Origin of the sequence: Streptomyces sp. NPDC096012, from assembly GCF_040426375.1 — a bacterium.
In the GTDB taxonomy this organism is placed as follows: Bacteria; Actinomycetota; Actinomycetes; order Streptomycetales; family Streptomycetaceae; genus Streptomyces.
In genome coordinates this window covers 1-11,230 of record NZ_JBEOTD010000047.1, presented here as the reverse complement: position 1 = coordinate 11,230, position 11,230 = coordinate 1, and the positions used below count along the sequence as shown (strand labels likewise).

The 11,230-nt window shown below is 72.5% G+C and carries 9 protein-coding genes; 4 read left to right on the top strand and 5 right to left on the bottom strand.

Annotated elements, in window-relative coordinates:
• Window positions 1–21: 21 nt before the first annotated feature.
• Window positions 22–516: a lamin tail domain-containing protein gene (locus tag ABVB68_RS31980; protein ID WP_353604681.1), complete on the top strand. Its 495-nt coding sequence runs from the start codon at window positions 22–24 to the stop codon at window positions 514–516.
• A gap of 18 nt (window positions 517–534) precedes the next feature.
• Here the strand turns inward: ABVB68_RS31980 and ABVB68_RS31975 are convergent, their stop codons facing one another.
• The 5 genes from ABVB68_RS31975 to ABVB68_RS31955 all read right to left on the bottom strand — a co-directional run bounded on the left by ABVB68_RS31975 (window position 535) and on the right by ABVB68_RS31955 (window position 7,267).
• On the bottom strand, window positions 535–1,374 hold the full coding sequence (locus ABVB68_RS31975) for a carbohydrate ABC transporter permease (RefSeq protein ID WP_353604680.1): 840 nt from the start codon (window positions 1,372–1,374) through the stop codon (window positions 535–537).
• 22 nt (window positions 1,375–1,396) lie between these two features.
• Complete coding sequence (locus tag ABVB68_RS31970) at window positions 1,397–2,746, bottom strand: ABC transporter permease (protein WP_353604679.1); 1,350 nt, start codon at window positions 2,744–2,746, stop codon at window positions 1,397–1,399.
• An 11-nt stretch (window positions 2,747–2,757) separates the two neighbouring features.
• Window positions 2,758–4,083, bottom strand: a complete 1,326-nt coding sequence (locus tag ABVB68_RS31965; protein ID WP_353604678.1) for an ABC transporter substrate-binding protein — start codon at window positions 4,081–4,083, stop codon at window positions 2,758–2,760.
• Window positions 4,084–4,122: 39 nt separating this feature from the next.
• Window positions 4,123–5,784, bottom strand: coding sequence for a glycoside hydrolase family 13 protein (locus ABVB68_RS31960; RefSeq protein WP_353604677.1), 1,662 nt, complete (start codon window positions 5,782–5,784; stop codon window positions 4,123–4,125).
• Between the two features lie 211 nt (window positions 5,785–5,995).
• Entirely contained in the window at window positions 5,996–7,267 is a 1,272-nt protein-coding gene (locus ABVB68_RS31955; protein ID WP_353604676.1) for an ABC transporter substrate-binding protein, read from the bottom strand.
• 123 nt (window positions 7,268–7,390) lie between these two features.
• Between ABVB68_RS31955 and ABVB68_RS31950 the strand changes: the two genes are divergently transcribed.
• The 3 genes from ABVB68_RS31950 to ABVB68_RS31940 are packed head-to-tail and all read left to right on the top strand — an operon-like array spanning window position 7,391 to window position 10,993.
• Window positions 7,391–7,906 (top strand): PadR family transcriptional regulator, encoded by a 516-nt coding sequence (locus ABVB68_RS31950; protein WP_353604675.1) that lies wholly within the window; start codon window positions 7,391–7,393, stop codon window positions 7,904–7,906.
• Entirely contained in the window at window positions 7,903–8,655 is a 753-nt protein-coding gene (locus ABVB68_RS31945) for an ABC transporter ATP-binding protein (protein WP_353604674.1), read from the top strand. The genes ABVB68_RS31950 and ABVB68_RS31945 overlap by 4 nt, the downstream gene beginning before the upstream one ends.
• Window positions 8,656–8,710: 55 nt before the next feature.
• Window positions 8,711–10,993 (top strand): ABC transporter permease, encoded by a 2,283-nt coding sequence (locus ABVB68_RS31940; protein WP_353604673.1) that lies wholly within the window; start codon window positions 8,711–8,713, stop codon window positions 10,991–10,993.
• The last annotated feature ends 237 nt before the right edge of the window (window positions 10,994–11,230 follow it).

Genomic DNA, 11,230 nt, shown 5'->3' with positions numbered 1-11,230 from the left:
GCACCATTGAGGGGGGACCTCATGCACATACGCTTCGTCCTGGCCGGCGCCGTCACCGCCGCAACGCTCGCCGTCGTCGTCGCGACCCCGGCCCAGGCCACCGAGTACTCGTCGTCCCTGAAGATCAAGGGCATCCAGTACGACGCGCCGGGCCGGGACTCCAACAACTGCCGTACGGGCAACAGCAAGAGCGAGTACCTGACGGTCAAGAACTACTCGCGCACCGCGACGGTCAATCTCAAGGGCTACGTCGTCAAGGACGCCACCGGCAACAGGTTCACGTTCCCCGCCGACCACTACCTCCAGCCCGGCGACTACGTCCAGCTGCGCGGGGGCCACGGCACGGACTCGGACGCCAAGAACGTCGTCTACCGCCAGAACTGCAACTTCCTCTGGAACAACGACAAGGACACCGCGTACCTGTACAAGCCGTCCGGCGCGCACGCCGACACCCACGCCTACACCAAGTCCCGCGACGACCGGGACGGCAACGGCTACATCGGCTATCACGGCTGACGCCGCGGCCGGGCTCGGTCACTTGACCGAGCCCGCCATCACGCCCTGGACGAAGTGCCGCTGGAAGGCGAAGAACACCACCACCGGGACGATCAGGGACAGGAAGGCGCCGGGCGCCAGGACGTCGATGTTGCTGCCGAACTGGCGGATCTGGGACTGGAGTTCCACGGTCAGCGGCTGCGAGGAGCTGTCGGCGAAGAGCAGCGCGACCAGCATGTCGTTCCAGACCCACAGGAACTGGAAGATGGCGAGGGAGGCGATGGCCGGGCGGCCGACCGGCAGCACGAGCCGGGTGAAGATGCGCCACTCGCTGCCGCCGTCCATCCGCGCCGCCTCCAGCATCTCCTTCGGCATCTCCGCGAAGTAGTTGCGCAGCAGGAACACCGCGAACGGCAGCCCGTAGGCCACGTGGAACAGCACGACGCCGGGTATGGTGCCGAACAGGCCGAGCTGGCCGAACAGTTTGGCCACCGGCAGCAGACCGATCTGCACCGGCACCACCAGCAGGGCCACCACGAGCAGGAACAGGGGTTCCCGCAGGGGGAAGTCCAGCCAGGCGAAGGCGTATCCGGCCAGGGCCGCGATCACGACGACCAGGGTGGTGGCCGGCACCGAGATCAGCACGGTGTTCCAGAAGGCCTGGGTGATGCCCGAGTTCTTCAGCAGCGCCGAGTAGTTGGCGAAGGACAGCTGCCCCGGCGCGGCCAGGGAGGTCCACCAGCCGCCCTTCGCGGTGTCCTGCGCCGACCGCAGGGAGGACAGGAACAGTCCGGCCAGCGGGGTCAGCCAGACCAGGCCGATCACCACCAGGAAGGCCTGCACCAGGGCGTTGCCCAGGCCTCGCCGCACCGCGTTCATCGCTGACTCCTCATCGCTGACCTCATCGCTGACTCTGTCGGAAACGGCGGACGTTGAAGACCATCGCGGGGATCACCAGGAGCAACAGGAGCACGCCGAGGGCGCTGCCGAGTCCCTGGTTGTTGCCGCCGCCGAAGGACACGAGCCACATCTGGGTGGCGAGGACGGTGGCGTCCTCCTGCACCGGGCCGGGCGCGATGATGTAGACGAGGTCGAAGACCTTCATCACGTTGATCACGAGGGTCACGAAGACCACCGTGAGCACGGGCGCGAGGAGCGGGACCGTGATGCGGCGGAAGACCTGCCACTCGTTGGCGCCGTCCATCCGGGCCGCCTCCAGCGTGTCCCGGGGCAGCGTGGAGAGGCCGGCGCCGATCAGCACCATCGCGAATCCCGTCCAGATCCACAGGTACGCGCCGATGATCGCCGGGGTGACGAGGGCCGGTCCGAGCCAGGAGACCCCCTGGTAGGGCGCGGCGAAGTCGGCGGCGGGCAGCTTCACCGCGTAGGAGCCCCGGTCGAGCCCGGAGAGGCGGAAGGAGCCGTCGGCCGCGGTCGTCGTGCTCGCGACCGTCCTGCCGTCCCGCACCGCCTCGACCTTCATCCCGGGCAGCCCGCTCTCCCGCCGGTCGACCTTGCCCTGCCTGCCTCCGCCGCCGGGCGTGAAGTCCAGGTAGACGACACCGCGCAGCTCGTCCGGGGCGGCCTTCGCGCCGGCCGCCGGGTACGCGGGCGACGCGTCCCGGGGGAGGTCCCCGGGCAGGACGCCGACCATGGGAAGCGTCACCGGGCGGCCCGTCGCGGCGGTCGTGCGGTAGGAGCCGTCCCGGTCCTGGGTCATCAGGCCCTGGCGTCCGCGGGCCGTCGGGTACGCCGGCGTGCCCGTGAAGGCGTCGTGGACGGAGACGGCGGCCGCGTTCAGTACGCCCTTGTCCGGGTCCTGGTCGTAGGCGAGGCGGAAGATGATGCCGGCGGCGAGGAAGGACACCGCCATCGGCATGAAGAGGAGCAGCTTGAACGCCGTGGCCCAGCGCACCTTCTCCACCAGGACGGCCAGGATCAGGCCGAGGCCGGTGAGCAGGGCCGGTGCCACGACCACCCAGACGGTGGTGTTGCGGATGGCCTTCAGCGTGGCCGGGTCCCGGAACATCTCGGCGTAGTTGCCGCCGCCGACGAACCGGGTGCCGGAGGCGTCGAAGAAGCTGCGGCCGACGGAGAACAGCACCGGGTAGACGACGAGGGCGCCGAGCAGGAGCAGCGCGGGGAAGACGAAGAGCAGGGCGCCGAGCCGGGTGCGCCGCCGGCGGCGGGGCCCGCGCGCCGTACCGGCGGCCTGCGGGCCCGTCCGCTGTTTCGCGAGTGTGGCGGTCATGGTGCTGTCGCTCAGTTCTGGTAGGACTTGGCCGCCGCGGCTTCGAGCTTCGCCGCGGTCCCCTTCGGGTCCGACGGGTCGCGCAGGAAGTCCTGCAGCAGCTTCCACTCGCCGGCGCCCTTGGTGCCGCCGAAGGCCGCGGGCGCCTGGTCGGACATGTCGAAGCGGACCGAGTCACCGGCTCCGACGAGGGACTTGGCGGTGGCGCGGGTGACGTCGTCGCCGTACTGGTCGAGGCCGAGCTTCTTGTTCGGGGAGAGGAAGCCGCCCGCCTTCGCCCAGACGCCGGCCGCCTCCGGGGTGGCCAGGTACTCCAGGAGCTTCATGCCTGCCTTGGCGTTCTTGGCGTCCTTCAGGACGACCGCCGCGTCACCGCCGCTGACGACCGGTGCGCTGCCGCCGTCGACCGCGGGGAAGGGGAAGAAGTTCGCGTCCTTGCCGATCGACTTGCCGTACTGGTCGTGGGCGACGCCGGCGACGAAGTCGCCCTCGTAGACCATGCCGGCCTTGGGCTGGGGGCCGAAGACCTTCTCCACCGAGCCCGGGAAGTCGGTGTTCAGGGCGCCCTTCGGGCCGCCTGCGACGAGCTGCTTGTCCTTGAAGAGCTTGCCGAGGGTGGTGAGCGCCTTCACCACGCTGGGGTCGGTCCACGGCAGCTTGTGCGCGGCGAGGGCGTCGTACTTCCCGGGGCCGGCCTGGGAGAGGTAGACGTTCTCGAACCAGTCGGTGAGGGTCCAGCCGTCCTCTCCGGCCACCGAGAAGGCGGCGAGGCCGGAGTCGGAGACGGTGTGCCCGGCCTTGATCAGCTCGTCGTAGGTCTTCGGCGGCTGGACCCCGGCCTGGGCGAGCGCGGCGGGGCTGTACCAGACGGTGGACTTGTGGGCGGCCTTGAAGTAGAGGCCGTAGAGGGTGCCGCCGACGCTGCCGTACTTCTTCCAGACGGGCGCGTACCCGGCGTCCACGGCCTTCTCGGTGGCGGTGGACAGCGGCTTCAGCCAGCCCTTCTTCGCGAACTGCTGCAACACGCCGACCTGCGGGACCATCACGACGTCGGGGGCGTTGCCGCCCTCGATCTTGCTGCCGACGACCGTGGAGACGTTGTCGCCGGTGGAGACGAACCGGGTCCGGGCGCCGGTCTTCTCGGTGAACGCGTCCAGCACTTTCTGGAAGTTCTTCAGCTCGCTGCCGGTCCAGACGCCGGCCACGGTGACGGTCTGGCCGCTGAGCGCCTTGTCACCGCCGCCCGCGGAGACCGAACCGCCGCCGCAGGCGGTGGCACAGAGGGTCAGGGTGAGCGCGGTGCAGCCGGTGAGCCAGGTCGTACGTCGTCGCATCATCGTCGATGTCCTTTTCGGAGATGGGGTGTTGGGCGCGGATCAGAGGTCGTTCAGCCACCAGGCGGCCGTGGAGCCGGGCAGGACGCCGGGCGGGCAGGGGCCGCTGGAGAGCAGGGGGGTGCCGGGGACCGGCGCGGGGGTCGGGGCGGTGCCGAAGTTGACGGCGCAGACGAGGCCGTCGCCGCGGACGAAGCCGAGGACGCCGGGCTGGGTGTCCAGCCAGCGCAGCGTGCCCTCGCCCAGCTGGGGCAGGGAGTGCCGCAGCTGGAGTCCGTCGCGGTACAGGTGCCAGAAGGAGCGGGTGTCGGCGAGGGCGCGGTCGGTGGCGTACTCGGCGAAGTACTCGGGCTGCGGCAGCCACGGCCTGGCGCCCTCGGCGCCGGAGGTGAAGCCGAACGGGGAGGCCTGCCCGGACCAGGGCAGCGGCACCCGGCAGCCGTCGCGGATACGGGCGCGGCTGCCGGTGCGGTGGAAGATCGGGTCGGTGAGCACGTCGTCGGGCAGGTCGACGACCTCGGGCAGCCCCAGTTCCTCGCCCTGGTAGATGTACGCGGCGCCGGGCAGCGCCAGCATCAGCAGGGCGGCGGCCCGGGCACGGGCGGGGCCGAGGCCGCTGCCCTCGACGGCGGGTTCGCCGTACCGGGTGACGGTGCGGACCTGGTCGTGGTTGTTGAGGACCCAGGTGACGGTCGAGCCGGTGCCGGCGATGTCCTGCATGGCCTCGGAGATGACCTTGCGGAAGGCCTCGGCGTCCCAGGGTGCGCCGAGCAGGTCGAAGAAGAAGGCCTGGTGGAGTTCGTCGGGGCGGACGTAGCGGGCGTGCTCGCGGGCGGTGGGGACGGAGACCTCGCCGACGAGGAGGCGTTCCCGGCCGTCCCGCGCGGTGTACTCCTCGCAGGTGGCACGCCACTGCCGCCACACGTCGTGCACCTCGGGCCGGTTCCAGGCGAGCGGGTTGACCGAGTCGCGGGTGCGGGCGTCGGCCTCGGGGTCGTCGGAGTCGGGCAGCAGGGGGTGCTTGTACAGCCCGGCCGCCACATCGATCCGGAAGCCGTCCACGCCCCGGTCGAGCCAGAACCGCAGGACGCGGTCGAACTCCGCGGGTATCCCCGGTTCCCGCCAGTTCCAGTCGGGCTGCTGGGGCGTGAACATGTGCAGGTACCACTGGCCCGGGCGGCCGTCGGGCTCCGTGATACGGGTCCAGGCCGGGCCGCCGAACATGGCGTGCCAGTTGTTGGGCGGCTCCGCGCCGCCGGGGCCGCGGCCGTCGGCGAAGTGGAAGCGGGCGCGGGCCGGGCCGCCGGGCGCGTCGGCCAGGGCCTCGCGGAACCACGGGTGTTCGCTGGAGCAGTGGTTGGGGACGATGTCGAGGAGCACCTTGATGCCGAGCCGCCGGGCGGCGGCCATGAGCAGGTCGAACTCGTCGAGATCGCCGAAGACCGGGTCGACGCCGCGGTAGTCGGCCACGTCGTAGCCGTGGTCGTGCTGCGGCGAGGGGTAGAACGGGCTCAGCCAGATGCCGTCGACGCCGAGCTTCTTCAGGTACGGCAGGCCGGCCCGGACGCCGGCCAGGTCGCCGATGCCGTCGCCGGTGCTGTCCAGGAAGCTGCGGACGTACACCTGGTAGATCACCGCGTCGCGCCACCACTGTTGCCTGTTCAACCCTGTGGACCTGTCTCTGGAAGGGGGGCCGTAGTGCATGCATGTTAGGTAGGCGTCGCGCACAGGTGTCAATGAAATGAACGGAACCCGTTGTCTGGAACGCCTTAAAAAACAGGGCATTTCACAGCAAAGTGACCACAGTTGTGATGACAGCGTTACTTAACAGGTAACTAGCGGTCGGATGGCGGGTGACCGGCGACAGGCGGCCAGCGGCGCGCGAGGGGTGCCTTGCGGCGCGCGCGATGGACGGCTAGCGCCGCGCGATGGCGTCGAGTTCGCGCGCCAGCCTGCGCACGGCCTGCCCCGGCGTCTGGCGCCCGGTGAGCGCGTCCTGGACGACCGCCTGCACCGCCAGGCTGACCTGGTCGTAGTGCGCGCTCTTGGGGCGCGGGGCGGCGGTGAGGACGGCGGTGCGCAGGGTCGGCAGGTAGGGGAACCGGCGCACCAGCGCGGGATCCTCGTACAGCGCGGCGCGCACCGGGGGCAGCGCGCCGCGGGTGAGCACCTGGCGCTGGACGGGCGCGCTGGTGAGATAGGCGATCAGCCGCGCGGCGGAGTCGGGGTGGCGGGTGTGCGCGTTGACCGCGAGGTTGGAACCGCCGAGGACGCTCGTCCCCGGCCCGTCGGGCCCGGGCAGCGGTACGGCGCCGATCCTCCCGGCGACCCTGGATCCCTTGGCGGAGGCGACGGCGTAGGCGTAGGGCCAGTTGCGCAGGAAGAGCAGGTGGCCGTCCTGGAAGGCCTGTTTGGACTCCTCCTCCTTGTACGTCAGCGCCTGTTTCGGGATCCAGCCCTCCCGGACGCCCCGCGCGAGGAAGCCGATGCCCTCGCGGGCGGCGGCCGAGTCGACGGTGACGCGGGTGCCCTCGGCGCCGAGGATCGTGCCGCCCGCCGAGTAGACGGCCTCGGCCGCGTTGACGGTGAGGCCCTCGTAGGGCAGGAACTGGCCCGCGTAGCCCCCCAGTCCGTGCCTCGGCGCGATCGTCTTCGCGTCGTGCTCCAGCTCGGCCCAGGTGCGCGGCGGGCTCACGCCCTCCTCGGCGAGGACGTCCTTGCGGTACAGCAGCAGCCCGGCGTTGGTGACGTACGGCACGGCGTACAGGCGTCCGTCGTAGGTGGCCGTGTCCACGACCGGGGGCAGGAAGGTCCGCAGCGGGAAGCGGGCGCGGGGCAGCGGGCGGATCCAGCCGGCCGCCGCGAACTCCGAGGTCCAGTCGACGTCGATGTTCAGGACGTCGAAGCGGCCGCGGTCGCCGCCGCGCAGGTCGGTGGTCATCTGCGCGTGGGTCTCGTCGGCGGAGTCCGGCAGCTCGACGAGCGTGACCTTCTCGCCGGGATGCGCGCGGTTCCAGCCCCGCAGGAGCGGGCCGAGATAGCCGGTGAGGTCGCCGGCGGTGGCCAGGGTGAGCGGCCCGCGGCCCCGGGCGCCGCCCTCGTCGGCACGGGCACCGGAAGCCGCGTACCCTGCCATGATCACGACGAGAACGAGAAGGCCCCTACCGGCGGCGTGGATCCACCGCATAGGTTCCTCCCTGTACACCGGCATCGCGGGCGTCCTCGCCCGGGATCAGAGGCCATGTATACCTGTTAGGTATGAGCGATACTAGGGCCTGGAGCACATTGAGCAGACAGGAGGACAGCACGAGTGCGCCTGCCCCTCCTGGCACTCCTCGCCCGCGGCCCGGCCCACGGCTATGAGCTGAAGCAGGACCTTGAGCAACTGCTGGGCGCCGCGTACCCTCAGCCGAACGTCGGCCAGATCTACGTCACCCTCGGCCGCCTCGAGAAGTCGGGACTGATCGAGGGCGAGGACATCGAGCAGTCCAGCCGGCCCAACAAGAAGGTCTACCACCTCACCGACGCCGGGCGCGAGGCGCTGCACGCCTGGTTCGAGGAGACCGAGGACGAGCCTCGGGTACGGGACGAGTTCTTCATGAAGCTCGCCCTCGCCCCGCAGACCGGTCTCGCCGACCAGATCGCCCTCATCAACAGACAACGGCGCCAGTACCTCAACACCATGCGCAATCTGTCGAAGCTGGCCGCGGCCGAGAACCGGGACAACCGCATCTCCCATCTGCTCATCGAGGGCGCGATGCTGCATCTGCAGGCCGACCTCGACTGGCTGGAGCGGTGCCAGGAGGAACTGGAGGAGCTGGAATGAGCGACGGCTCTGCCGGTCCCCTGCTGCGTGCCGCCGGGCTGGTGAAGACCCACCACGGCGAGGGCGCGCCCGTACGCGCCGTGCGCGGGGTCGACCTCGCCGTGGCGCGCGGCGAGTTCGTGGCGATCACCGGCCCGTCCGGTGCGGGCAAGTCGACGCTGCTGCACCTGCTGGGCGGCCTGCAGCGGCCGGACGAGGGCAGCATCTGGCTCGACGGCCGGTGCACGGACTCCTTCGGCGAGGGGCGCTGGGCGGTGGAGCGCCGCAGGGCCATCGGCATCGTCTTCCAGTTCTTCAACCTGGTGTCCAACCTGTCGGTCGCCGACAACGTCGAGCTGCCCGCCCTGCTGGCCGGCGTCCCGCCGAGAAAGGCCCGCGCCGAGCGCGAGGGCCTGCTCGCCGAGCTGGGCCTGCAGGGCAAGGAGCGCAGCATGCCCGGCGAGCTGTCCGGTGGCGAGCAGCAGCGGGTCGCGCTCGCCCGTGCCCTGGTCAACCATCCGCCGCTGCTCCTGGCCGACGAGCCCGCCGGCAGCCTCGACAGCAAGGGCACCCGCGAGGTGATGCGGCTGCTGTCCCGCTTCCACGGGCGCGGGCAGAGCATCGTCCTCGTCACCCACGACGCCCGGCTGGCGAGCGCCGCCGACCGCGTGATCAGCTTCTTCGACGGCCGGATAGCCGACGACGCCGCCCTGGACGGCGGGCCGCCGCGCCGCGGCGGCATCTCCGGTGTGCTGGAGCTGAGGGACTGATGGAGCGGCCGGCGACGCGCGTGACGGTGCCGCGCGGGGCGAGGGGCTGAGGCGCGTGCGGGCCACCCTGCGCTGGGCGCACTCCGACCTGCGCACGCATCGCGGCGAGGCGCTCTTCCTCGTGCTGGCCACCGCCGGCATCGTGGCCTCGCTGCTGCTGGCCACCGCCCTGTTCGGCTACGCCACGAACCCCTGGCAGCGCGTCTTCACCCAGGCCCGGGGGGCGCACGTGTGGATCCACACCGCCGCGTCCGCCGACGCCCGCCGGCTCGCCCGGCTGCCCGGCGTCGACTCCGTCGCCGGTCCCTACCGCACCGAGGCCGCCACGGTCTCCTCGCGTGGCGTCCGCGCCTCCGTGGAACTGCGCGGACTTGCGCGGCCGCCCTCCGTGGGCCGCCCGCTGCTCACCGCCGGACACTGGCTGGACCCGGCCGAGCCGGACGGTGTGGTGCTGGAGAGCGGCTTGGCCCGCGCCCTGCTGGCCGAGCCCGGGGACACCCTCACCCTGCCCGGCACCGCCCGCACCCTCACGGTCGAGGGCATCGCCGACAGTGCCGAGCCCCGCTACGGCCCGGGTGAGCGGCCGGGCCTGGTGTGGGCCCTGCCGTCCGCCGTACGGGCCCCCGGCGGCCAGGTGACCGGGCTGCGGCTGAGCGACCCGGCCGACACCGACTACGCCGTGCAGCGCGCCGTCACCGTACTGGGCGCGGGCGCCGTCGACGACGTCTCCACCTGGCAGCAGGCGCGTTCCGCGGCCCAGGGCGACAACCGGCTGCTCGGGCAGGTGCTGGGGCTGTTCGGTCTCGGCGCCCTGATCGCCGCCGGGTTCGCGGTGCACGGCGCGATCGCCACCCGTATCCGCGGCCATCTGCGGGACCTGTCGGTGCTCAAGGCGATCGGTTTCACGCCGGGCCAGGTGGTGCGGGTCTTCCTGCTCCAGCACCTCGCGTACGCCGTGCTCGGCTCCGTGTCCGCCGCGGCGCTCACCGAGGCCCTGGGCCGCCGGATACCGGGGCGGCTCGGGGACGCCGTGGGTGTGTGGCAGGGCCTGCCCGGACACAGCCTGGCGCTGTGCCTGGTGCCCGTCGGCGCGGTGCTGCTCATCGGCCTGACCACGGGACTCGCGGCCTGGCGGGCGGGCCGGGTGCCACCGGTTCCGGTCCCGCGCCCGTCCGCTCCCGCAGGCGGACGGCTGACCGGCCTGGCCCGGCGGGCTCTGGGCGTGCGGTTGCCGGCCGCGCTCGTCCTCGGCTGCCACCGGGCGTTCACCGGACGCGGCCGGTCACTGGCGACCGTGGCCCGGCTGGCGCTGCCGCTGCTGCTGATCGTGGTGGCGCTGAGCGCCTGGACCACGATCGACCGGTTCCACGGCAGTCCCGAACGGGTGGGCCTGCCCGCCGCGCTCACGGTCCGCGCGGACGGCTCCGCGGACCCGGCCGGGGTACGCGGCCTGCTGACCCGTGACTCCCGGGTCGCCGCCGCCTACCCCGGTGTCGAGCTGGCCGCGCTGGTGCCCGGCCAGACCGGCACCATCGCACTGCGCGGCGTCGGCACCCGCGGCGAGCCCTACCCCTGTGCGCTCGCCGACGGCCGCGCCGCACGCGGGCCGGACGAGGCGGTGGCCGGCCAGGGCCTGCTCGACCTGCTGGGGGTGCGGGTCGGCGACTGGGTGCGGATGACGGTCGGCGACCGGCCGCAGATCCTGCACATCGTCGGCCGCAGTCTCGAACCGCGGAACGCCGGCCGGGTGGTGACGACCTCCCTGGACACCCTGCGCGAGAACGACCCCGGGCTGGCCCCGGCCTTCTACGAACTGCGTCTGCGACCCGGTGCCGACCCCTCCCGCGTGGCCGGCGCGCTCACCGCGGCCGGCCGGGGTCACCTGGACGTGCATCCCGTCACGAACCCGGCCGACGGGCTGTCTCCGCTGCGCGCGGTCGTCGCCGGGCTGATCGCCGTGCTGGCCCTCATCGGGCTGGTCGAGCTGCTCACCGCCATCGGCGGCACCGTGCGCGAGGGCGAGCGGGACGTGCTGGCGCTGCGGGCGATCGGCATGTCCCCGCGGCAGATCACCGCGATCACCGTCACGGCGATGAGCTGCACGGCCCTGTGCGCCGCCGTCGCCGGTACGGCGCTGGGCCTGCCGCTGGCCCACCGGCTGATCGACGCGGAGGGCAGCTCGAGCGGCATCGGGGCCGGGATCGCCCGGTCCCCCTCCCCCGGGCTGCTGCTCCTGGTGGGTGCGGCCGCCGTGCTGGGGGCGGCGGGACTGGCCGCGCTGCCCGCGGCCCGCGCGGCCCGCAAGCGCCTCGCGGACACGCTGAGCGCGGTGGCCTGAGCCGGCCGCCGACCCCCGGTCCACAGCCCCCGGCTCGCGCCCCACGGCTGCGGCCGCGGCGGTGGCCGATGCCGCAGCCGTGGCCGTTGCCGCAGCCGTGGGCGTGCCGGCGGTCAGTCCCGGCCGCGCAGCTTCCGGTACTCGGCGACGAGGGCCTTGGTCGACGGGTCGAGGCCGGGTACGTCGGTGCCCTCGGTGAGGGCCGGTTCGACGCGCTTGGCGAGGACCTTGCCGAGT

Excerpts from the sequence above, each read along its gene's own strand:
- ABVB68_RS31955 (WP_353604676.1), bottom strand. The coding sequence starts at position 7,267 with ATGCGGTGGATCCACGCCGCCGGTAGGGGCCTTCTCGTTCTCGTCGTG.
- ABVB68_RS31965 (WP_353604678.1), bottom strand. The coding sequence starts at position 4,083 with ATGATGCGACGACGTACGACCTGGCTCACCGGCTGCACCGCGCTCACC.
- ABVB68_RS31945 (WP_353604674.1), top strand. The coding sequence starts at position 7,903 with ATGAGCGACGGCTCTGCCGGTCCCCTGCTGCGTGCCGCCGGGCTGGTG.
- ABVB68_RS31980 (WP_353604681.1), top strand. The coding sequence starts at position 22 with ATGCACATACGCTTCGTCCTGGCCGGCGCCGTCACCGCCGCAACGCTC.
- ABVB68_RS31975 (WP_353604680.1), bottom strand. The coding sequence starts at position 1,374 with ATGAACGCGGTGCGGCGAGGCCTGGGCAACGCCCTGGTGCAGGCCTTC.
- ABVB68_RS31960 (WP_353604677.1), bottom strand. The coding sequence starts at position 5,784 with ATGCACTACGGCCCCCCTTCCAGAGACAGGTCCACAGGGTTGAACAGG.
- ABVB68_RS31970 (WP_353604679.1), bottom strand. The coding sequence starts at position 2,746 with ATGACCGCCACACTCGCGAAACAGCGGACGGGCCCGCAGGCCGCCGGT.